This is a genomic window from Pseudoalteromonas sp. H105, from assembly GCF_001469215.1.
Classification (GTDB): domain Bacteria; phylum Pseudomonadota; class Gammaproteobacteria; order Enterobacterales; family Alteromonadaceae; genus Pseudoalteromonas.
In genome coordinates, this window is the sequence record NZ_LOFH01000015.1 from 42,722 (window position 1) to 64,914 (window position 22,193).

The 22,193-nt window shown below is 40.3% G+C and carries 17 protein-coding genes; 12 read left to right on the top strand and 5 right to left on the bottom strand.

What is annotated here, in order from left to right; genetic code table 11:
- Positions 1-147: 147 nt before the first annotated feature.
- Positions 148-1,785 carry a methyl-accepting chemotaxis protein gene (locus ATS75_RS18715; RefSeq protein ID WP_058561946.1) on the bottom strand — a complete coding sequence of 546 codons (1,638 nt, stop codon included), beginning with the start codon at positions 1,783-1,785 and terminating at the stop codon, positions 148-150.
- A gap of 326 nt (positions 1,786-2,111) precedes the next feature.
- Positions 2,112-4,337 carry a S9 family peptidase gene (locus tag ATS75_RS18720; protein WP_058561947.1) on the bottom strand — a complete coding sequence of 742 codons (2,226 nt, stop codon included), beginning with the start codon at positions 4,335-4,337 and terminating at the stop codon, positions 2,112-2,114.
- 113 nt (positions 4,338-4,450) lie between these two features.
- On the opposite strand from ATS75_RS18720, the gene ATS75_RS18725 reads away from it, so the two are divergent.
- Both ATS75_RS18725 and ATS75_RS18730 read left to right on the top strand, forming a co-directional pair.
- Complete coding sequence (locus tag ATS75_RS18725; protein WP_058561948.1) at positions 4,451-4,858, top strand: HIT domain-containing protein; 408 nt, start codon at positions 4,451-4,453, stop codon at positions 4,856-4,858.
- A gap of 67 nt (positions 4,859-4,925) precedes the next feature.
- Positions 4,926-5,483 carry a fused DSP-PTPase phosphatase/NAD kinase-like protein gene (locus ATS75_RS18730; protein WP_058561949.1) on the top strand — a complete coding sequence of 186 codons (558 nt, stop codon included), beginning with the start codon at positions 4,926-4,928 and terminating at the stop codon, positions 5,481-5,483.
- Between the two features lie 44 nt (positions 5,484-5,527).
- On the opposite strand, the gene ATS75_RS18735 is transcribed toward ATS75_RS18730, so the two are convergent.
- The gene (locus tag ATS75_RS18735) at positions 5,528-7,219 is read right to left on the bottom strand and encodes a dipeptidyl-peptidase 3 family protein (protein WP_058561950.1); all 1,692 of its coding nucleotides are present in this window, start codon (positions 7,217-7,219) and stop codon (positions 5,528-5,530) included.
- 276 nt (positions 7,220-7,495) lie between these two features.
- Between ATS75_RS18735 and ATS75_RS18740 the strand changes: the two genes are divergently transcribed.
- Positions 7,496-8,335 (top strand): HDOD domain-containing protein, encoded by an 840-nt coding sequence (locus ATS75_RS18740; RefSeq protein WP_058561951.1) that lies wholly within the window; start codon positions 7,496-7,498, stop codon positions 8,333-8,335.
- A 47-nt stretch (positions 8,336-8,382) separates the two neighbouring features.
- On the opposite strand, the gene rdgC is transcribed toward ATS75_RS18740, so the two are convergent.
- Positions 8,383-9,294: a recombination-associated protein RdgC gene (gene rdgC / locus ATS75_RS18745; RefSeq protein ID WP_058561952.1), complete on the bottom strand. Its 912-nt coding sequence runs from the start codon at positions 9,292-9,294 to the stop codon at positions 8,383-8,385.
- 146 nt (positions 9,295-9,440) lie between these two features.
- Positions 9,441-11,204, bottom strand: a complete 1,764-nt coding sequence (locus tag ATS75_RS18750; RefSeq protein ID WP_058561953.1) for a sensor histidine kinase — start codon at positions 11,202-11,204, stop codon at positions 9,441-9,443.
- Positions 11,205-11,456: 252 nt separating this feature from the next.
- Here ATS75_RS18750 and ATS75_RS18755 point away from each other — a divergent pair, with 252 nt between their 5' ends.
- The 9 genes from ATS75_RS18755 to ribBA all read left to right on the top strand — a co-directional run bounded on the left by ATS75_RS18755 (position 11,457) and on the right by ribBA (position 22,193).
- The gene (locus ATS75_RS18755; RefSeq protein WP_058561975.1) at positions 11,457-11,822 is read left to right on the top strand and encodes a response regulator; all 366 of its coding nucleotides are present in this window, start codon (positions 11,457-11,459) and stop codon (positions 11,820-11,822) included.
- Positions 11,823-12,051: 229 nt separating this feature from the next.
- Positions 12,052-14,469: a bifunctional aspartate kinase/homoserine dehydrogenase I gene (gene thrA / locus ATS75_RS18760; RefSeq protein WP_058561954.1), complete on the top strand. Its 2,418-nt coding sequence runs from the start codon at positions 12,052-12,054 to the stop codon at positions 14,467-14,469.
- Between the two features lie 9 nt (positions 14,470-14,478).
- Positions 14,479-15,405: a homoserine kinase gene (gene thrB / locus ATS75_RS18765; protein WP_058561955.1), complete on the top strand. Its 927-nt coding sequence runs from the start codon at positions 14,479-14,481 to the stop codon at positions 15,403-15,405.
- A gap of 18 nt (positions 15,406-15,423) precedes the next feature.
- Positions 15,424-16,707, top strand: a complete 1,284-nt coding sequence (gene thrC / locus ATS75_RS18770; RefSeq protein ID WP_058561956.1) for a threonine synthase — start codon at positions 15,424-15,426, stop codon at positions 16,705-16,707.
- A gap of 721 nt (positions 16,708-17,428) precedes the next feature.
- Positions 17,429-18,685 (top strand): serine hydroxymethyltransferase, encoded by a 1,257-nt coding sequence (gene glyA, locus ATS75_RS18780; protein WP_058561958.1) that lies wholly within the window; start codon positions 17,429-17,431, stop codon positions 18,683-18,685.
- A gap of 97 nt (positions 18,686-18,782) precedes the next feature.
- Positions 18,783-19,232: a transcriptional regulator NrdR gene (gene nrdR / locus ATS75_RS18785; RefSeq protein ID WP_058561959.1), complete on the top strand. Its 450-nt coding sequence runs from the start codon at positions 18,783-18,785 to the stop codon at positions 19,230-19,232.
- A gap of 1 nt (position 19,233) precedes the next feature.
- Positions 19,234-20,367, top strand: a complete 1,134-nt coding sequence (ribD, locus tag ATS75_RS18790; protein WP_058561960.1) for a bifunctional diaminohydroxyphosphoribosylaminopyrimidine deaminase/5-amino-6-(5-phosphoribosylamino)uracil reductase RibD — start codon at positions 19,234-19,236, stop codon at positions 20,365-20,367.
- A gap of 21 nt (positions 20,368-20,388) precedes the next feature.
- Positions 20,389-21,042, top strand: coding sequence for a riboflavin synthase (locus ATS75_RS18795; protein ID WP_058561961.1), 654 nt, complete (start codon positions 20,389-20,391; stop codon positions 21,040-21,042).
- Between the two features lie 38 nt (positions 21,043-21,080).
- Positions 21,081-22,193, top strand: a complete 1,113-nt coding sequence (gene ribBA / locus ATS75_RS18800) for a bifunctional 3,4-dihydroxy-2-butanone-4-phosphate synthase/GTP cyclohydrolase II (RefSeq protein ID WP_058561962.1) — start codon at positions 21,081-21,083, stop codon at positions 22,191-22,193.

The following is a 22,193-nucleotide window of genomic DNA, read 5'->3' on the forward strand; positions in this document are numbered from 1 at the left end:
CTTGTTATTGCTAAAAGTCTTCGGCTGGAGACTCAGGGAAAAATTTGTAATTTAATATCAAAATATTATTAATATCTTAACCAGAGTTCAGGTTAAATAAAAAGCCCCGCTAATTAACATGGCGGGGCTTTTTTTTGCTTGGGGTTTTTAATCCAATTTGAAGCGGTTTACTACGTCATTTAGTTCTTGGCTGCTGTGCTTTAAATTATCACTCGCATCAGATAATTGAGCTGTATTCTCTAGGGATTGTTCTGTTGATTGTGATAACTCGTTAATGCGTAAATTAACCTCATTCGCTGCGCTTGATTGTTGTTCCGTTGCACGTGCTATTTGGCTATTCATATCGGTAATAACCGTGACAAGACGCTCAATTTCAGAGAGTGAGCTGTTAGCCGTGCCGACTTGTTCAACTGTACTACTAGATAGTTGTTGGCTTGCTGTTACTGCATCAACAGCCGCCTGCGCGCCTTTTTGTAGTTTGGCTATCATGGCCTGAATTTCGTCGGTGCTCTTACCTGTTCTACTTGCAAGCGTTCGAACTTCATCAGCAACAACAGCAAAGCCTCGACCTTGCTCGCCCGCTCTCGCTGCCTCTATTGCTGCGTTTAATGCGAGTAAATTTGTTTGTTCTGCAATGCCGCGGATCACATCGAGTACAGAGCCTATGTTGTTACTTTCTTGTGCTAAATCAGCGGTCACTTGGCTAACTGTTTCGATATGATGCGACAGCGTTTCAATAGCTTTTATTGTTTGCGCTACCACGTTTTTACTATCCGAGGCGTTACCTGCTGCCTCTGCTGCGGCACGTTCTGCGGCTTCAGCATTGCGACTCACATCGTGTATTTGGTCGGTCATTTGCGCCATAGCGGTTGCCACTTGTGTTGAACTGTCATTTTGTAATTCGATGAATGACAGATTCGTTTTGCTCGCGTCGTCAATACTATGCGCATATTGGTTAACATTATTGGCGCTTTGAGCTACATGCTTGAGTGATTCACGCATTTTATTTGTATATAAATTAAAGTAACGCGAAAGCCGAGATACTTCATCATTACCCTGCTCATCAAGTGTTTGAGTTAAATCGCCTTCACCCTGCGAGATATCTTTCATCATATTAGCAGCAAGCTTTGTGGGTAATAAAATACTGCGAGCAATTAAATAACTAAGCCCAATTAACAGTAAAATGATCACGGTTGCATTAATAATGACTAAGTTGCGAAGGTGTGCAAAAGCTTCATCTATGGTGTCAATATAAACACCAGAACCAACAATCATTTGCCAAGGAGTAAAGCCCTTTACGTAGGCTATTTTATCAACGGGTTTATCTTTTCCTGGTTTAGGCCATTTGTAAGGAATAATTCCCTCGTTTTGTTTTTTAACAAGGTTAACCATATCAACAAACAGCAATACGCCATCAGGGTCTTTTGTACCGCTTAGCGATTTGCCGACAAGATTTGGCTTGAAAGGGTGCATGATCATTGTCGGCGCGAAGTCATTAATCCAAAAGTAGTTATCATCATCATAGCGCATGGCTTTTATTGTATTGAGCGCTTCTTTTTTGGCTTGATCCTCGCTCATTTCACTACTTTGTTGCAACTCATAAAAATGAGTCAGAATACTGTGTGCAGACTCAACGAGGTTTTTAGTTTTTGTGTGCTGCTCATTTTTTAGTGAATCATATTGCTGAGTTAATGTAGTAACACTTAACAGCATTAATCCAATGACAACAACGCATACTAAAAGCGCTAATCGTTGAAATATTGTAAATTGACGAAGGTACGACATAGCTGTATCTCAAGTAAGTAATGTGTTGAAGGTTAAGTTTATGTTCTTGTGACTAATTCCTGATATTGACAGTCAGTACTTAGGTGATCACACACAACATGCTTTAAAGGTTGCATTTAATGCAAAAAACCTCGAGCGCGTGCTCATTATGTTTATGTGTTATGGGTATACACTCTGATATAAGTGTAGTAAAAAAAGGTAATATATCTAGGTGTTTGCTGCCTATTTATGAGCTTAAATTTCACTTTGCGCAGTATTAGTTAACACAAAAAAAGGCTGATTTTTGCAATCAGCCTTTAGTCTAAACTTGATGTCATTTAATGGATTTATTTAACTTCAAAATGACGGTTAAAGAAGTTTGTTATGGTTTGATGTAAATGTGTTTGTACATGTTTACCGCGTAAGCTGTGTTTTGAGCCTGGGTAAGTCATCATTTCAAACTGCTTTTTATTATCTTGCAGTTGTTTAAATAACTTGGTTGCGTGAGTAAACAATACATTATCATCAGCCATGCCATGGTAAATCATCAATGGACCTTTTAAGCCATCTGCATAAGGGAATACAGCACTGCGTGTATAACCCTCAGCGTTCGTAGCTGGGTGCGATAAATAACGCTCAGTGTAATGCGTATCATACAAAGCCCAATCAGTTACTGGCGCGCCAGAAACACCGGCTTGAAAATAATCTCCGGCTTTAAACATGGTCATTAGTGCCATATAACCACCGTAGCTGTGGCCATATATGCCAATACGTTGCGGGTCTACATAATCAAGTGTTCGTAAGAATTCAACGCCTTTTATTTGGTCGGCAACTTCGATTTCACCTAGGTTTTTATATATAGCGTCTTCAAACTTTTTACCGCGATTATAAGAGCCTCGGTTATCAAGTTGGAAAACAACATAGCCTTGTTGTGCCATATATTGAAAATAGAGGTTTTTGCTACGCCAGCTATTGGTTACTCGCTGGGCATGTGGGCCGCCATAAACGTTCACAAGCACAGGATGCTTTTTACCAGTATTAATGGTTGCAGGTTTGAATAAACGGTAGTGCATTACTTGACCGTCTTCTGCTGTTAGTGTGCCGTATTCAGGCTCAGCTAAATCCTGAAGGAAAGGAGTCAATGGGTGGCTGTCATCAAGCTTGTTTTGTTCAAGCCATGTAATAAATTCACCATTTACTTTGCGAAGTGCAGCTGAATTAGGTTGATTAACCGACGAGCTATTATCAATAAAGGTTTTGCTGTCTTTAGCCATAACCACTTTATGATAAGCACCTTGCTCGGTGATGCGTTTGATATCGCCTTTTTTGAATAGTGGCGTACTGTATAAGTGGCTCTCTAACGGGGTATCTTTTCGGCCAGCAAAATACACAATGCCTTTTTTCTCATCAATACCTTTTAAGCTATCAACGACCCAGTCTCCGCGGGTTATTTGACGAACAAGTTTGCCATTAGTACGGTATAGGTAAAGGTGTTTAAAACCATCACGTTCAGACGCCCATACAAAATGCTTTTTGTCTTTTAAGAACTGTAAGTCAAAATGTAAGTTGATCCACGTGTTGCTGGTTTCAGTTAGGGCAACGTTTTGCTTTTTAGTTTTAGCGTTATAAAAGCGCAGCTCTAACTTATGTTGTGAGCGATTTTGCCATTGGTAAGATAACGTGGTGTCGTCTTCTAGCCATTTTGCACGCGCAATATAGATATCTTGATTTTTGCCTAAATCAATCCAATCTGTCTTTTGGTCATTAATTTTAACAACACCCAGTTGAATTTTTACGTTGTTAGTGCCGGTAAATGGGTAGCGTTGATTAAATAGCTTAACTTCATCGGCGTAAATTTCATTACGGATGGCTTCTTTTACGGGGCTTTCATCAATGCGTGTAAAAGCGATTTTTGATTCATCACCAGACCACCAATAACCGGTCATACGGCCCATTTCTTCTTGCGCTACAAACTCAGCCATGCCATTTTTGATGACACCGCCGCCATCTTTACTTAACTGAATTTCTTTACCTGAGTTCAGGTTTAGCGCAAATAAGTTTTGCTCACGTATAAAAGAGACAAAATTCCCTTTTGGTGAGAAGCGAGCATCGGTTTCAAAGGCGTCGGTATCTGTTAATTTACGGCTTTTTGCGGATGCTAAATCGTAGTAATAAAGGTCGCCATTAAGTGGGAAAAGAAGCGCTTTACCATCTTTTGACCATTTGTATTCTAAAATACCTTTACCAAAAATACGCTGGCGCTCACGGCGCGCTTTTTCTTCATCAGATAGATTCTCTGGACCAGAAAATAATTGGGCAGAATCCACTAGTAGGCGGTTTTTGTTATCTTTTAGATTGTATTCCCATAAATCATAGCGGTTGTAATCATCTGTTTTACCTTGTAGGTAAGTGACACGGCTACCATCAGGCGAAAATTTAAGTTGTACAGGTGCTTTTCCCGCTAAACTAGGGTCGTCAAAAATACGCTCTAGTGATAGAGGTTGTGCTTGCACGGTTAGGGTCGTTGCTACTAGGGGTAGAGCCCATGAGAGGTGTTTAATTTTTTTTAACACGTAATTACCTTCGCTCGAATAAAAACTGTCATGATGTTAAAGCCAAGCGTGGGCAACTGCAACTAAATGCTTTAAAGTGACAAAATAGTCGTTAACTGAAGAGGATTAAAAGAATGGCAGCTGAATTTGTATTAGCCCCTGAGCTTGCCCGTGATTGCATTGACGTGGCTGACTGGCCACTTTGTAAAGTGTTATTAATGAATGATAGCCAATATCCATGGTTTATTTTAGTGCCTCGAAAAGCAGGCCTAAAAGAAAGTATAGATTTAACAGAATCAGAACAGGTGCTATTAATGCAAGAGTCTGCCAAGTTAAGCCACCTGCTACGAGCGGTGTTTTCGCCTGACAAATTGAATGTGGCTGCTTTAGGTAATATGGTGCCGCAATTGCATATTCATCATATTGTGCGGTTTAAAAACGATGTCGCTTGGCCTGCACCTGTGTGGGGAAAGCATTCTGCGGTTCCTTATGAAGATGCACAACTTGAAAAGCTCAAAAGTATTTTCACGAAAGAGCAGTAATTGCTTCAGTAATAGATAGCATCACCCCTGATGCAGGATGATTTATATTGATAGTAAAGGAAATAAAATGACACTCACATCGCATTATTTTTGTGTTTTTTTAGTTTTATCATCTCTTAGCTTGTCTACACTGGCTAAGCAAAGCCTGCCAGCTGAGACATCGCAGGTAAGCGATAATATAGCTAAAATTGAGCGTGCAAAAATACTCAACTTTGTGAGCCATGACGGGCACGTTTATTCAGCAGGTCAACCGTCGAAAGAAGCGCTAAAAATGCTGGCTGAGAGTGGCATCAAACATATTATTAATTTGCGCTCTCCTGATGAGCAAACATGGGATGAAAACGACTTAGTTAATGGTTTAGGTATGACCTACCATGCAATGCCGATTGCAAATGCAGATGAGGTAAATAGCGAAAATGCAGCCAAATTATCAGACCTCTTAAATAGGCTTAAAGGGGAAGGAGTGCTGGTGCATTGTGCAAGCAGTAACCGAGTCGGTGCGTTAATAGCCATTTCTGCCCACCTAAAAGGTCTAAAGACGGAGGCTGCAATTGATGAAGGTAAACGTTGGGGGTTAAAAAGCTTAGAGCCAGTTGCCCTGAGCGTTATTAACAATCAAAATTAAAAAGAATGAGCGGCATTGAGCTCGCTCATTCACTTTTTATTTCATTAAAGTCCTAAAACATCTTTGCCCTGTTTAAAGGTTACATCTACAGGGATATTGGCTTGGCTTAGTTTTTCTAAGTCTTTAGCAAGTTCGGATTTTATGTCACCATGGGTGGCAATAAGTTGATCGACTTTTTGGTAATCGCCATCACCTTGCAAAGTTAAAATAAGCTCAGATAGTTTGGCCATTGCATCACCCATTTTTTCCATATTTACACGGTATAGGCCTTGCTCGTTTTTAGAGAAAGCGCCTTCTTGGGCAAAAAAGTTAAAACGGATCATGTTTGCTTTGCCGTGTGCACTTGAAGCACCAAAGCGAACGGAACGGAAAATACCCGCCATAAACGTGGTGTAGTAATCTTCCAGAGTACCTTGTGTAATTTCACCTTTTTTCAATAATTGCTCAACCATGTATAGGCCAAGGATATCTGCTTTACCTTCTTCAAGCGCGCTGGCGTGTTCTTGTAAAGACTGACGAACGGTGCCTTTACCCGTGATTGTATTTTTGATACCTAAGCCATGCGCAACTTCATGGAACATGGTATTTGCGAAGAAAGCATCAAAGGTAATATGTTTACGTTGCTCAGGTACAATCAGCTGCTCAGCAATAGGCACTAAAATTTTATCAAATTTAGCGCGCATCGCATTTTTAAGTTGCAGACGACGCGTGCCTTTTTCTAGTTGGACTTGTTCATCGTTCGGCAAGTTTATGGCAATTGTTTTACTACCTGCGTTCGAGTGCCCTGCATAATACACAACATCGTAGGCATTTAAATCGGCATCAGATCCTGGTACTTCTTGCTTATATTTGGCATCAACAGGTAGATCTTTTTGTAACTCAGGTAAGAAAGCTGCAAATTTAGCGAGTCGTTCACTCCATGCTAAGTCTTTAACTAATACATAGGACTCAAATGCAGCGCGCGAACCAAGTAATTGGTCTTCGTATGTTTCAATCGGTCCAATAACGACATCGACAGGGTTGTTTTTCATATCCATCCAAGCAAAATCAGATGGCTGATAATCATCATTTAGGAGAGCCTCTGCACGCAGGTTTAAGTAGTTTGCGAACTCTTTATCGTCTGCAAGCTGACTTGCTTCACGCAAAAGCACGGCAGCTTTCTCAAGGGCTTGTGCATACTCAATTGAGTACGAAACACTATAAAGTTTACCTGTTTCATCACGCTTTACGATTGAATATAGGCCGTTTTTATCTTCAATGTCTGCATTATTCAATTCTTCTTTTGTTATATCAGCAGGGTAGAACTGTGCACCGAGTGCTTTTTCTTCATAACCCGATAAAAATACTTGGTCGCCATTTAAACGATCCCACGGGCCGTAGTTGATATCTGCAAATTTTTGAACTTTGGGATCGTTGATTTTCGCTAAGAAGCTAGCCTTGTCTTCACCAAATGCTTGACGCCAGAATAAGTCATCCATGATTTTTGATGCATCAATTAATGTTGCGATCATGGCTTTTTGATTATCACTTAAATGTGAAAGGTCTGTGGTTAAGCTAAAGTCAGTATAAATATCTAAGCGATCTGTATCGGCATTAATGAGCTGCAGCGAGACCGTTTTTTGAGTTTTATTTTGAGCTTGTGTGGCTGAATTTGTGGTTGAAGCTTGTTCGGAGCATGCACTAAGAAAAGCCGCACCGCATAAAACGAGTGCTTTGCTAATTTGGTTAAGAGTCATTTTATAGCCTGTCAAAAAGTAAATTAATAACCAGTTACTCCATGTTACTGGCTTCGCTTGTGTAACGCATTAAAGCAAACCTAACGCGCAAATAGCAAGTTTACTGTATTTTAATAAATAGACTGGATGAAGTGGGTCTCTTTATTAAAATAAAGCGAGATAATTTGAGTAATTTCCTTAACTTTAGCGAGAACTTAGACAATACTGTGGGTATAACAAATAAAAGTTAAATAGTTTGGCTTTTTAAGCAAGCTAATAAAAAAGGATGGCACATCTATGTCAACAGAAAACGCACTACTAACCATTTTGGTTGACCGAATTAATAATGACACATTAGTGTTACCTACATTACCTGAAATTGCTATTCGCGTTCGCCAAGCAGCGGATGACCCTGACGTAAACTTAATGCAAATGGCTGATGTTATTTCACATGATCCCGCATTAGCAGCGCGTATGATTAAAGTCGCAAACAGTGCATTTATGGGGCGCACTGTTAAAGTATCCAATTTAAATCAAGCAGTAACACGTATCGGCCTCAGACAGATTAAAAATATCGCAACCGCCATGGCGATGGAGCAACTCTTTGTTTCTCATAATGAGCTCATTAAAGGTTATATGGACAAGGCATGGCAAAAAACGCTGAAGGTAGCGTGCCATTCAATTACATTGATGGAGTTCTTTTTAAAAGAGAATAAACAAACTTCATTAAACCGAGACACAATTACGTTAGCTGCTCTTGTTTATAATATTGGGGTATTACCAATTTTAACCGAAGCAGAACGTCATCCTGAAGTTTTCGCAAACCCAAGCTTTTTAGCTCATGCAATTCAAAAGTTAAGTGGCAAAGTGGGTGGCGCTATTATGCGTGCATGGGAGTTTACGGATGAATTCGTTGAAGTAGCTGAGAGTTGGGCAAATCCAAATTATCGCCCTGAGCATATCTGTTATGTTGATTTCATTCGCATTGGTGCGATTATGGAAGGCATTCTTCAAGTTTCTGATAAATCGGCTGCGTTACAAATGTATGTAGACAAAGGCACGATTTCATCTTTAGATGTGTTTGCAACGGATGAATACAACGACATGTTAGATGATGTGAAATCTGTTTTTAGTTAACGTTTTACCTAGATTGATAAGCGCCATTTAGGCGCTTATTTTTTGGATTACGCTAAATCGTCAGCATCACCTAAACCCGATGTTAGCTCCTCTAGCATTTGCTTTATTTCTTCAGAAGCTAAAATAAAATCTGCATCAAGCTTAACCATCATGTCTTCTTTAGGAATATCAGCATTTTCTTCTTTGAGCGTATCAGAGTAGCTTAATCGTTTAATTGACCCGTCGTTTTGTAACATAAACTTTAGACGTTCTTGCCAATCAAGCGCTAGCTTAGTTACACGTTTACCACTTTCAAGGTGGGACTTAACTTCGTCACAGGCTAAATCATGCCCTTTCAATTTAACTTGCGCGCCGCTGTCATCCGCTTCTTCAAGCTCGGCATCTGAACCGATTGCAAAACCCTCAGGAGTGCTAAAGTTAGTTAACCAATCTGTTAGAAATACATCCAGATCGTAGTTAGCAAAGGCTGGCACTACAGGTAAAGTGCCAAGTGACTTGCGAAGCAGAGCTAATAGTTCTTCAGCTTTATTGAAACTACCACTATTAACGACTACCCAACCATTTTCTTGGTCGATAAATGCAAATTGTAAACTCGATTTTTTAAATGCTTGTGGTAATAAGGTATGCAGAATGTTTTCTTTAAGTTCGTCTTTTTCTTTTTTCTTTACTGGGCGGTTTTCTTCTGCTTCGATTTGCTCAATTTTCTCAGCAACCATTTCATTCACAACGGCGGCAGGTAAAACTTTTTCTTCACGTTTTGCACACACTAAGATACTTTTCTGTGAGAAGTGTGAAAGTGATTCACCGTGTTTCCCAAAGGCTTTAGTCCAGCCAAAAGTGCTTAAATCTTGGCTGCCGCATGGACGAAATACATCCTGTTCAAGGGCGTTATCAAAGTCTTCTTGAGTGTAAGAAACATCTTGCTTAAAGCGGTAACAAATAAGGTTACTAAACCACATAGGGGAATTGATCCATTTGGTAAATTTGCTCAATCATAGCAATAAAAAGAAGATGCTGAAATGACTGATTTAGTAAAGCTAAGCACAGTAGTAAAGGTTAATGCTTAGTAATTATACTCAGCATTAACCTGTGCGCAAAAACGGGGTTAATTATTAAAGATAGACAGTGGTTTAGGCATGTCTTTAGGGAAACTGATATGGTAATGAAGACCATTGCCCGGCGAGCTCGATACGTCTATATCCCCACTGAGTGTCTGCTTAACTAAATTAAATGTAATGTGTGTGCCTAACCCACTGCCACCTTGATCGCGTTTTGTGGTAAAAAATGGGTCAAAAAGCTTTTCAAGCTGTTGCTCACTTACGCCATTGCCATTGTCTTTAAAATCAATAACAACATGATTATCATCATCTTTTATTATGATATCAATGATGCCATTTTCTATTCCATCAAAACCATGGATCAATGAATTCATAATTAAATTAGTAAAAATTTGACTGATAGCACCAGCAGGTAAGTTCAGAGTGAGCTCTTCAGGGCAATCTAAATTGATGTGATGGCTGGTATTTTTGATTTTAGGGTGTAATGAGCGAATTACTTCACCCAGGTATTCTTTGAAGTTAATTGTTCGTACTGCTTCACTTGCTTGGTCGACAGCGATTTGTTTAAAGCTGGCAACAAGTTCAGATGCTCTATCTAAGTTACTTGTTAATAAGCTTGTGCTTTGTTTTGCGTCATTAATAAACTCCTCAAGTGCTTTTGGTGAGAGTGTTTTATCTTTATAGGCTGCTTCAATTTGTACTAGCCGTTCCTGTAAAAATGACGTTGCTGTCACACCTATACCTACAGGTGTGTTGATGTCGTGGGTAATACCCGCCACTAAACCACCCAGTGCAGCCATTTTTTCTGAGCCAACTAGGCGTTCTTGCGCAATATTTAACTCATCAACATAGCGCTGTAGCTGAGTTTGCTTAGTAAGCAGCTCTTGCTCAGTATGACGACGTAAATCAACTTCTTCAGTCAATGTTAGCTTTTGTTTTTCTAGTTCATATTTTTGCTGCTGTAAGTCCATCATCGCTTGGCTTAAATTAGAGGTTTTTCGTGCGACTTCTTGCTCCAGTTGCAGGTTTTGTTGGTCGAGCTTTTCATTACTTATAATGAGTTCTTTTTGAGTGTGCTCAAGCTCTTTGCGGTATTGCACCACTTTGTCTATTAATGTGTTAAAAGACTGCTCCATAACTTTTAATTCATTATGTTCAGTTGTTTCAATGTTGATGTGTTGGCCTTCAATCTCGTTTAATTCTAAATCTTCTATTTGTTCTGTTAATTGAGCCAGGGGATCAGTTAAAAGCTTCCTAAAGGCCATTAAGAACAAAATGATCAAAAACGTAGTTTTGATCATGGCATTACCAATTAAGAAATAAATTGAGATCATAATGCGGCTAAAAACTACTTCTCTACTTGAGAAAAGGGTCACATCACCGACTTGAGTTGCACGTCCTGAAAATTCAAAAATTAAGGGGAATGTGTAGCCAAATAAACCAGAAGGTGTATCTTCAATAATCGCTTCTTCTTGAACGAGTTGTTGGCTGTATAGCTCTCTTATGTCTAATGAACGCCCAAGTTGTGAAATTATTTCGCCGCTGTCGTCGCGTACAATAATGCCCTCAATCATTGGGATCGCAAGCAGGCCTTCAGCAGTGGTGATGGTTTGTTTGGTATTTAGCTCCCAAATTGCCCGAGTTAAACTACGGCTAAACGTTTTTTGTAAGGTAGTTAGCTCGTTTCGAATGTAATCTTTTGTATTGATATATTCAGCAATTACTTGGCCGCAAGTGACGACGAATGTAAGTAAAAAGTAGACAGATAATACGCTGGTCAATAGCTTTTTTGAGAGACTTTTTTGTAGCATGGATTGTCCATAGCTCCTTGGTGGCAATTGAATTACGTTTTGCTTTTACTAAAGTTAGCTAATAAACGTATAAAAATAAATAAAAGAATTGTTTATTAAGCAACAAAGTAAGTAATTTTTCTTTTTTTAGCAAAAACTTAAGCTTATCTCATTTTATTATTTGTGGTATAAAATCTATGATCGCTTGATAAAACGCAATGGGTGTATAATCCACTTATTAACTTTTTTATTCCTAATCGAGTAGTTAAAGGTATGAATTTTTCTGTATTAGTCTGTGACGACTCAACCGTAGCACGTAAGCAAGTAGTGCGCTGTTTAAATGAATGTATTGATGCAGATATCAAGCAGGCTAAAAACGGTAAAGAAGCACTTGAATTAATGAAGACACAGAGCTTTGACCTGTTGTGTCTTGACTTAACGATGCCTGAAGTAGATGGTGTGCAGGTTTTAGAAGCGATAAAAGCACAAAAAATAGAGTGTTTTGTTTTGGTTATATCGGCCGATATTCAAGAAAAAATGAAGCTGCGCGTGACTCAATTAGGTGCAATTGATTTTATTCACAAGCCAATAGATAAACCGAGATTGAAAGAGGTCTTGCATAAATTTGGCATTCACTAGTTTCTAATATAACCAAAAGACATAATTTATCTTTTTAAGTAGGGTTGACAGCATAGCCTCCTTTAAGGCAGTCTAAAGGCTATGAAAACATATAATCACGTACTGACCATTATTATTACAACCACCATTCTTACTGGATAGTGGCATAGGTCGGTGCAATAAATTTAAAGGCCTGTGTTCACTAAGAACACAGGCTTTTTTTCGTTTTATGGGATGAGGAAACATAAAGATGCGAGTATTAAAATTTGGTGGGTCATCGCTCGCCGACTTTGCGTGTTTACAGCAGGTAGCTCAGTTGGTCAAAGCACAGCTAAAAGATGAAATGTTGCTAGTATTGTCAGCACCTGGCGGAATGACTGATTCATTAGTCGCACTAGCAAGTAGCGCTGAGCAAGGTCATGATTATAGTGAGCAATGGGAGGCACTTACTACGCGCTGTGAAGGTTTAAAAAAGGCAGTTGAGGCGGAGTGTGGTACGGTTCAAAATTGGCCTGATTTAACTTTGTTGAGCAATAAGTTAGCCGGTGTAAAGCTTCTAAAGTGTTGTCCAGACCAAGTGCGTGCTTATGTAATTAGCTTTGGTGAGCGTGTCAGTGTCTCACTGATGCAGCAACTACTAAATTCCCATAATGCCCGCTATTTAGAGGCAACAGCATGTATTACCTCCACTGGTGGTTACATTGATGCTGAAGCGGATTTGGCACTAAGTAAAGCGCGTTTTCAAGTCGCTTTAAAGCAAGACCCTACCAGAATTTATATTATGCCAGGATTTACAGCCAGTAATGAACAAGGTGAGTTAACAACGCTTGGTCGCAATGGGTCTGATTATTCTGCAGCAATTGCAGCCGCGTGTTTAGACGCTGATGTTTGCCAAATATGGACCGATGTAGATGGTGTTTACAGTGCAGATCCTCGCTATATTAAAAAAGCCACCAAAGTTGATTTCTTATCATACAAAGAAGCAATGGAACTGTCATATTTTGGTGCAAAAGTACTTCATCCTAAAACCATTTTACCGTGTGCAAAAGCGGGCGTGCCTTGTGAAATTAAAAACACACATAACCCAGAGGCTCAGGGCTCTTTGATCAGTAATGAAAGCGTTTCATCTGAACCTGTTAAAGCACTGTCAAGCTTACAAAGTTTAGCTATGTTGACCGTGTCAGGACCTGGTATGAAAGGCAAGGTTGGTATGGCATCAAAAGTTTTTAATGCGCTCGCCCATGATAATGTGTCGATTGTATTAATTACTCAGTCATCGTGCGAGTTCAGTATCAGCTTTTGCGTCCATGAATCAGATTTAGCCCTTGCGTTAGAGGCATTGCAAACAGCTTTTGAACTAGAGTCACAAGCCGGTTTAATTGAACCTGTGCAAGTTCAACGAAATCTAGCAATCGTCACGCTTGTGGGCGACAACATGCGTGCACACAAAGGGTTAGCTGCAAAGTTTTTTGCTTCATTGGCACAAGCGCAGGTCAATATCGTGGCCATTGCACAAGATTCTACAGAGAGTGCTATTTCTGCCGTGATAGATGGCGAGTTATGTAACGATGCAGTCAAAGTATGTCACGAAAACTTTTTTACTCATATTCCATCTATCGATGTGTTTTTACTCGGTTGCGGGTTAGTTGGACAAGAGCTTATCCAGCAATTAGAACGCCAGCAAGCATGGCTTGAAAAGCGTAATATCAAACTTAATTTATATGGTGTTGCGAATTCGCGTCAACTACATCTAGACAGTGAAGGTATAGAGTTTGCTGATTGGCAACAAAAACTTTCTCAATCAGAACAAGGGTTTGATTTAAAGCGGGTAGAGCAATTTGTTAAACAAAATCATTTGATCAACCCTGTTTTAGTTGATTGCACATCATCTAATGTTTTGGCTGCCCAGTATGTCGATTTTCTTAATGCTGGTTTTCATGTTGTTGCAGCAAATAAAAAAGCGACAACAAGCTCATACGCTTATTACCAAGATTTAATTGCCGCCACTCAAAAAAATAACCGCAAATTTTTATATGAAACAAATGTCGGCGCGGGCCTTCCGGTGATTGATAACTTGCAATCATTGTTCGGTGCTGGTGATGAGCTACTTGAATTTAGTGGTATTTTATCAGGCTCATTATCGTATATGTTTGGTGCGCTTGAAGATGGTTTATCGTTATCTGAAGCAACAATTAAAGCTAAAGAAAGTGGCTTTACTGAGCCGGACCCGCGTGATGATTTGTCTGGTACAGATGTAGCGCGTAAATTATTAATTATTGCACGTGAAGCAGGTTTAAAATTAGAGCTCAGTGATATCGAAGTTGAATCTGTGCTACCAGAAGGGTTTGCACAAGGTGAGAGTGTTGATGAGTTTATGGCTAAGTTGCCTGACTTAGATGCTGCTTTTAGTGACCGCATTCACAGTGCTGCAAGTGAAGGCAAAGTGCTACGTTATGTTGGCACAATCAAACAAGGTCACTGTAAAGTAGGTATTGAGGCTGTTGATTCAAGCCACGCCCTGAGTGTTATTCGTGATGGTGAAAACGCATTGGCAATTTTGAGTGAGTATTACCAACCGCGCCCATTTGTAATTCGTGGTTATGGCGCGGGCTCTGCAGTAACTGCTGCGGGTGTATTTGCTGATATTTTAAAAACGTTATCGCGGTAGGAGAGAGCTATGATTGAAGTATATGCTCCTGCCTCTATTGGAAATTTTTCAGTGGGGTTTGATGCACTTGGCGCGGCACTTGCGCCCATCGATGGCTCTTTACTTGGTGATACCGTTGTTGTTTCAGCTTCAGACTCGGATGAGTTTGTCTGCTCAGGTGATTACGCAGCGAAACTCCCCTCGGACGCCAAAGAGAACCTTGCATTTCAGTGTTTAGTGCATTTTCGTGAACACATAGCACCGAGCATGCCAAGTGTGAAGCTAGAACTTAAAAAGAACTTACCTATCGGCTCGGGGCTAGGTTCAAGTGCCTGTTCAGTTGTTGCCACATTTGCTGCATTGGACAAATTTGCTGATACAAAGCTTAGTCAAGTTCAGCTCATTGAGTTAATGGCTGACTTTGAAGCCATTGTCAGTGGGGGTCGCCATTATGACAATATTACCCCATGTTACTTAGGTGGGTTGCAGTTAACAGGTGATTTAATCCCTGATAAATCGATTAGTTTACCTGTGGATGATAGCTGGTATTACGTGGCGGCTTTTCCTGGTTTTTCACTCAATACGGCCAAGGCTCGTGCGGTGTTACCCTCACAGTTAAGCATGCATGCGAGTGTTGAGTTTGCCCAACGTTTATCGGCTTTTAGCGCGCTACTGCTAACGAGCCGATTTGATGATGCCTTGTCTATTATGAATGATGAGATAGCCGAACCACACCGTGCTCCGCTTATCTCTGGGTTTAGCGAGGCAAAAGCGGCGTTACCAAAACTCGGTGCAGATGTTGTGAGTATTTCAGGGGCGGGACCTACTTTGTTTACAGTGTGTAAATCATTAGAGGCTGCGCAGCGATGCGCGCAATGGCTAGAAAAAAACTATATCAATGAGCAAGGCTTTTGCCATATTTGTAAACTTGATAGCGCCGGCACACGTCAGTTATAAGAATTTAAGGAACTAATAATGCAATTACATAATTTAAAAGATGACTCACAGAAAGTGTCGTTTGTTGAAGCCGTTAAAACAGGGTTAGGACGTAACCAAGGGGTGTTTTTTCCAGAGTCACTGGGTGCGATGAGTGATATTGACGCATTACTTGATATGGATTTTGTTAGCCGCAGCAGTAAAATATTATCTCACTTAATTGGTGATGAGCTTCCTGCAGACACTGTTGCAGAGATGGTAAAAAATGCATTTAATTTCCCCGTTAAGTTAGTGGAGGTTGAAGAAAATATTTATTGTTTAGAGCTCTTTCATGGCCCAACCCTCGCATTTAAAGATTTTGGTGGTCGTTTTATGGCAGAGTGCTTAGCACAATTTAGCCAAGGCGAAAAAACAACTATCTTAACAGCTACGTCGGGTGATACAGGGGCTGCTGTAGCGCATGCGTTTTACAACAAACCAAATATTGATGTCGTTATCCTTTATCCAAAAGGAAAGATTTCATTAGCTCAGCAAAAGTTATTTACTACACTAGGCAATAACATACATTGTTATGCGGTAGACGGGAGTTTTGATGATTGCCAAGCGCTGGTGAAAAATGCGTTTCTAGATGATGAGGTAAAATCGAGGTTAGGTTTGAATTCAGCTAACTCTATTAACATCAGTCGTTTAGTTGCCCAAGTCTGCTATTACTTTGAAGCCATTGCGCAATTGCCAAAAGATAAACGCGCAACAGCACATGTGTCGGTACCCAGTGGTAATTTTGGTAATGTGTGCGCGGCAATGATTGGTGCGGTAATCGGTCTACCTGTCAGTAAGCTTAGTGCTACAACAAACCAGAATGATACCGTACCTCGTTTTATGCTTGATAAAAACTGGTCACCGAAGAGTACAATTGAGTCGCTTTCAAATGCAATGGATGTGAGTAAACCTAATAATTGGCCGCGTGTTCAAACCATGTTAGATAATAACTGGTTCAGCTATGATGACTTTTATTCAACAAGTGTAGACGAAAGTGATACACAATCAGTGATGAAAAAAATTCAACAAACAGGGTATGTTGCTGAACCTCATACTGCGATTGCATATCAAGGGTTACAATCAAATTTAACGCCTGGAAGTGCTGGTATTTTTTTAGCAACAGCACATCCCGCTAAATTTAAAGACAGTGTAGAAGCAATTTTAGGTGTTGAATTAGAGATGCCAAAACCACTGGCAGATGCCTTAGCAAAACCATGTTTAGCGAATGGTATTCCAAACAACTACGATGGTTTACGTGAAATTATGCTAGCAAAGTTAGGGTAGTTTAAATCGCGCAAATTTATAGTTTAATGCAGCAGCACCGCAAAGTGCTGCTTGTTTTTTTATTGGCTTACACGCTATTGACGTCATACAAAAGAGCGGGAGCGTCTGTTTAACACGCGTAAAACTATAATTAATAATGCAATTGAACCCATCATTAAACTTGCAACTGTAATCAACTGATGTGGAAACCAGTTTAATAGTAAAAAGCTTAAAGCAAGTAAAATAAAAGGCTTAAACTCATAGTAGTAATAATGCTTTTTAACGCGTTTGCGATTTACTTTATGATCGACACGTCGAGCATTAGAGCGAAGTCGCCAAATATTCGCACCATTAAAAAATACAAATAGACCAATTAAAGTGGGTATCACGTTGGCAGCTATCAATAAGCAGCCAGCGCCTAATAATATGTAGCAATAAGGGACTGACTCGTAAATAGGTTTGGCTAGCATAAGCGGTAACATCATCATCCATGATTATATGTCAGGTAAGTGTAGTGTAAACCAAAGTATGTGCAATATAAGGTATATTATTTTTGTAAATGTTAGCTTGAGCTATTAATAAATAATATTAATGTTCCTATAAAAAAATATCATTACAAAAACACTGTGAATTAAATTCAATCCCTGTTTAAATATGTTCATCTTTAGACCATAGGCAAATTGACGTTTTCAGCGTATAATTCAGCCTTCAAAATACCATACACGTTGCCCTAGGAGCCCCCATGTTAGAACGTAGCATGAATATTTCGGATTTCGATCCAGAGTTATTTGCAGCAATCAGTAAAGAGACTGCTCGTCAAGAAGAACACATTGAGCTTATTGCATCAGAAAACTACTGTAGCCCACGCGTATTAGAAGCGCAGGGTTCACAGCTTACAAATAAATATGCAGAAGGCTATCCTGGCAAACGTTATTACGGTGGTTGTGAGCATGTAGATGTTGTTGAGCAATTAGCTATTGACCGTGCTAACGAGCTATTTGGTTCTGAATACGCAAACGTACAGCCTCACGCTGGTTCACAAGCTAATGCGGCTGTTTTCTTAGCGCTTTTAGAAGCTGGCGATACTGTACTTGGTATGAGCCTTGCTCACGGTGGTCACTTAACTCACGGTTCTCACGTTAATTTCTCTGGTAAGTTATATAATGCAGTTCAGTACGGACTAAATGAAGCAACTGGTGAAATTGATTATGCGCAAGTTGAAGCATTAGCGCTTGAACATAAACCAAAAATGATTATTGGTGGTTTCTCTGCATATTCAGGTATTGTAGATTGGGCTAAATTCCGAGAAATCGCTGATAAAGTGGGTGCTTACTTATTCGTTGATATGGCTCACGTTGCAGGTCTTATCGCAGCGGGTGTTTATCCTAACCCAGTACCACATGCACACGTAGTGACAACGACGACACACAAAACATTAGCGGGTCCACGTGGCGGTTTAATTATCTCTGCATGTGGCGATGAAGCTATTTACAAAAAATTAAATAGCGCTGTTTTCCCAGGTGGCCAAGGTGGCCCTTTATGTCATATTATTGCTGCAAAAGCAGTGGCATTCAAAGAAGCACTACAACCTGAATTTAAAGAATACCAAACACAAGTAGTTAAAAACGCACAAGCGATGGTCGCTGTTATGCAAGAACGTGGTTATAAGATCGTTTCTGATAAAACAGATAACCACTTGTTCTTACTTGATCTAATTGATAAAGACATTACTGGTAAAGATGCTGATGCAGCGTTAGGTAATGCAAACATCACTGTAAACAAAAACTCAGTACCGAATGACCCACGTTCACCATTTGTGACGTCTGGTCTACGTATTGGTTCACCTGCAATTACGCGTCGTGGCTTTAAAGAAGCTGAGTCAAAAGAGCTTGCAGGCTGGATTTGTGATGTATTAGACAACATCAATGATGAGTCAGTACAAGCGCAAGTAAAAGAGAAAGTGCAAACTATCTGTAAAAAATTACCTGTGTACGCTTAATCGCAGTAATTTAGATAACAATAGCAACGTTTTTTGCTATTATAAAGGCCGCCCTTAAAGCGGCCTTTTTTGTTTTTAGTTACGGAATTTATACTATATGCATTGCCCTTTTTGCTCTGAAAAAGATACCAAAGTGATTGACTCGCGTTTAGTTGGCGGAGGCCATCAGGTAAGACGCCGTCGTGAATGTAATGAGTGCCATGAGCGTTTTACCACCTTTGAAGGGGCTGAATTAGTGATGCCACGAGTGATTAAGCAAGACGGTAGCCGCGAACCTTTTAACGAAGATAAGCTTCTAAACGGTTTACACAGAGCCCTAGAAAAACGCCCTGTAAGCACCGAACAAGTTGATGAAGTGGTGAATATTATTAAATCTCAATTGCGCGCAACAGGTGAGCGAGAGATTTCGAGTCACCTTGTTGGTGAATGCATCATGGAGTCACTTAAAAAACTCGATAAAGTCGCCTATGTTCGATTTGCATCTGTGTATCGGTCATTTGAAGATATTCGCGAGTTTGGTGAAGAAATAGCACGCTTGGGAGAGTAGTATGAGCGCGGCATTATTCACTGAGCAAGATCATCACTATATGGCTCGTGCCATAGAGTTGGCTAGTTTGGGTCGATTTACTACAACGCCAAACCCTAATGTAGGGTGTGTGTTAGTTAAAGATAATGTAGTAATAGGTGAAGGGTTTCATCAGGTTGCGGGTCAAGGGCATGCTGAAGTCAACGCCCTTGCTATAGCCGGTGATAAAGCGAAAGGGGCAACGGCCTATGTGACCCTTGAACCCTGTAGTCACTTTGGTAAAACCCCACCTTGTGCTCAGGCATTAAAAGAGGCAGGTGTTAGCAAGGTAATTGCTGCTATGGTTGACCCAAACCCTCAAGTGGCCGGGAAGGGGTTGGCTATACTCGCTAATGCCGGCATTGCAGTTGCTTCAGGGTTACTTGAGCAACAGGCGCGATTGCTAAACCGAGGTTTTTTAAAGCGGATGGAACAAGGCTTGCCCTTTGTCACATGTAAAATGGCTGCTAGCTTAGATGGCAAAACAGCCCTACAAAATGGCCAAAGTAAATGGATTACGGGCACACAAGCTCGCCAAGATGTGCAGTTATTTAGAGCGCAAAGTTGCGCTATTTTAACTGGGGCTGACACCGTATTAACCGATGATGCCAAATTAAATGTCCGTATTGATGAATTGCCTCAAGCGTTACCAACAACCCTACCACTTCGCCAACCGATACGCATTGTTGTTGACTCACAAAATCGTTTAACACCTGACCTTGCGTTATTTAGCATTGAAAGTGAAATCATAATTCTCACAACTAAGCTTGATAAATCGATTCAATGGCCACATTACGTTACCCATATTGAAGTGCCTGAGAAAGCTCACAAGGTAGATTTATTTGCAGCATTAAAAATTTTAGCGAATCGGCAAATAAATACAATATGGCTCGAAGCTGGAGCAACGCTTGCGGGCGAAATGACACAGCAAAATTTAATTGATGAATTTATCGTGTATGTTGCACCTAAGTTATTAGGAAACGATGCAAAAAGCTTACTAAACTTTGCAACTCTAACCAGTATGCAAGATACTATTAACCTAGCAATTAATGACTGTGCGCTAATTGGTGGTGATATTCGTATCACTGCTAATGTGGCGGCCACCAAATCACCTTAATTTATTTTTGAGAGTAACTTTATGTTCACTGGTATTATTGAAGCAACAGGTATTATAAGCGATTTGCGCAAAACTCAAGGTGATTTGGCGATTCGTATCCAAAGCCATGATTTAAATATGGCAGATGTAAAACTAGGTGATAGCATCGCCACGAATGGTGTTTGCTTAACCGTTGTTGCTAAACACGATAATGGATTTAGTGCGGATTTATCAAATGAAACCATTGATCTGACAGGGTTCGCACATTACAAACAAGGGCAAAAAGTTAACCTCGAAAAAGCCATGCAACCTGTGTCACGTTTAGGCGGGCATTTAGTGTCTGGCCATGTTGATGGTATTGCAACAATTACATCGATTACGGCTAATGCACGTGCAACAGAGTATTGGTTATCGACCGATGCGGCGTTGATGAAATATATCCCTTATAAAGGCTCAGTATGTGTGGATGGGATCAGTTTAACCGTGAATGCGGTTGAAGATAATAAGTTCAAACTCACCATCGTGCCTCATACCGCAGAACAAACAACGATTGCTGATTTTAAAGTCGGCACATCAGTAAACTTAGAAGTTGATCAAATTGCCCGTTATTTAGAGCGACTGATCAAAGGTGCAGAACAACCAGCCAATTCAGATATTTCGATGAGCCTCTTGGCTCAAGCTGGTTTTATAAAATAAACGCACCAAACACTCCACAACATAATTATGAGTAGACTATGAATTTACACAGCGCACAAGAAATTATAGATGACATTAAAGCCGGTAAAATGGTTATTTTAATGGATGACGAAGACAGAGAAAATGAAGGCGATTTAATTATTGCAGCTGAGCATATCAGTGCAGAAGCTATTAATTTTATGGCAACCCATGGACGCGGCCTTATCTGTTTAACGATGACCCAAGAGCGCTGTGAACAGCTAGACCTACCTTTAATGGTTAAAAATAATGGAGCTGCATTTTCCACCAACTTCACTATGTCTATTGAAGCGTCGAAAGGGGTGACAACAGGGATTTCAGCAGCAGACCGTGCCCGTACAGTACAAGCTGCAATAGCAAAAGGCGCAGTGCCATCAGACATTGTTCAGCCAGGCCATATTTTTCCTATCATGGCACAACCTGGTGGTGTATTAACACGTGCAGGCCATACCGAAGCCGGCTGTGATTTAGCGCGTTTAGCAGGTCTAGAACCTTCATCTGTTATTGTTGAAATTCTTAACGCTGATGGCACCATGGCACGTCGTCCAGATTTAGAAGTATTTGCGCAGCAACATAACATTAAAATTGGCACCATTGCTGACTTAATCGAGTATCGCAATATCAATGAAACCACCATTGAACAAGTTGCAAAATGTAAGTTACCTACCCAACATGGTGAATTTGACTTGGTGACCTATAAAGACACGATTGATGGTCAATTACATTACGCATTATTAAAAGGCGCAATAAAAGCGGATGAGCCGACCTTGGTTCGTGTTCATTTGCAAAGTACATTTAACGATATTTTATTATCAGACCGAAGTGCCGATAGAAGTTGGGGTTTATCAGAAGCCATGGCGTATATTGCAGAGCATGAAGGGGCATTGGTTATTCTTGGTAAGCAAGAGTGTACTGAAGATTTAGAAGCAACGGTTAAAGCATTTGCAGCTGAAGATATTGGTGAGAGCGTGAGCCATCGTAAATTTCAAGGCACATCACGTACCGTTGGTGTGGGCTCACAAATTTTAGCGGATCTAGGTATTGAGAAAATGCGCCTAATGAGTCGACCTAAAAAGTATCACGCACTTTCTGGTTTTCACCTTGAAGTGGTTGACTACGTAGAGCCGCAATAA

What these genes read in the sequence shown, in the direction of transcription:
- ATS75_RS18715 (WP_058561946.1), bottom strand. Translation starts at nt 1,785, where the DNA reads ATGTCGTACCTTCGTCAATTTACAATATTTCAACGATTAGCGCTTTTA.
- ATS75_RS18725 (WP_058561948.1), top strand. Translation starts at nt 4,451, where the DNA reads ATGGCAGCTGAATTTGTATTAGCCCCTGAGCTTGCCCGTGATTGCATT.
- ATS75_RS18730 (WP_058561949.1), top strand. Translation starts at nt 4,926, where the DNA reads ATGACACTCACATCGCATTATTTTTGTGTTTTTTTAGTTTTATCATCT.
- ATS75_RS18735 (WP_058561950.1), bottom strand. Translation starts at nt 7,219, where the DNA reads ATGACTCTTAACCAAATTAGCAAAGCACTCGTTTTATGCGGTGCGGCT.
- ATS75_RS18740 (WP_058561951.1), top strand. Translation starts at nt 7,496, where the DNA reads ATGTCAACAGAAAACGCACTACTAACCATTTTGGTTGACCGAATTAAT.
- rdgC (WP_058561952.1), bottom strand. Translation starts at nt 9,294, where the DNA reads ATGTGGTTTAGTAACCTTATTTGTTACCGCTTTAAGCAAGATGTTTCT.
- ATS75_RS18750 (WP_058561953.1), bottom strand. Translation starts at nt 11,204, where the DNA reads ATGCTACAAAAAAGTCTCTCAAAAAAGCTATTGACCAGCGTATTATCT.
- ATS75_RS18755 (WP_058561975.1), top strand. Translation starts at nt 11,457, where the DNA reads ATGAATTTTTCTGTATTAGTCTGTGACGACTCAACCGTAGCACGTAAG.
- thrA (WP_058561954.1), top strand. Translation starts at nt 12,052, where the DNA reads ATGCGAGTATTAAAATTTGGTGGGTCATCGCTCGCCGACTTTGCGTGT.
- thrB (WP_058561955.1), top strand. Translation starts at nt 14,479, where the DNA reads ATGATTGAAGTATATGCTCCTGCCTCTATTGGAAATTTTTCAGTGGGG.
- thrC (WP_058561956.1), top strand. Translation starts at nt 15,424, where the DNA reads ATGCAATTACATAATTTAAAAGATGACTCACAGAAAGTGTCGTTTGTT.
- glyA (WP_058561958.1), top strand. Translation starts at nt 17,429, where the DNA reads ATGTTAGAACGTAGCATGAATATTTCGGATTTCGATCCAGAGTTATTT.
- nrdR (WP_058561959.1), top strand. Translation starts at nt 18,783, where the DNA reads ATGCATTGCCCTTTTTGCTCTGAAAAAGATACCAAAGTGATTGACTCG.
- ribD (WP_058561960.1), top strand. Translation starts at nt 19,234, where the DNA reads ATGAGCGCGGCATTATTCACTGAGCAAGATCATCACTATATGGCTCGT.
- ATS75_RS18795 (WP_058561961.1), top strand. Translation starts at nt 20,389, where the DNA reads ATGTTCACTGGTATTATTGAAGCAACAGGTATTATAAGCGATTTGCGC.
- ribBA (WP_058561962.1), top strand. Translation starts at nt 21,081, where the DNA reads ATGAATTTACACAGCGCACAAGAAATTATAGATGACATTAAAGCCGGT.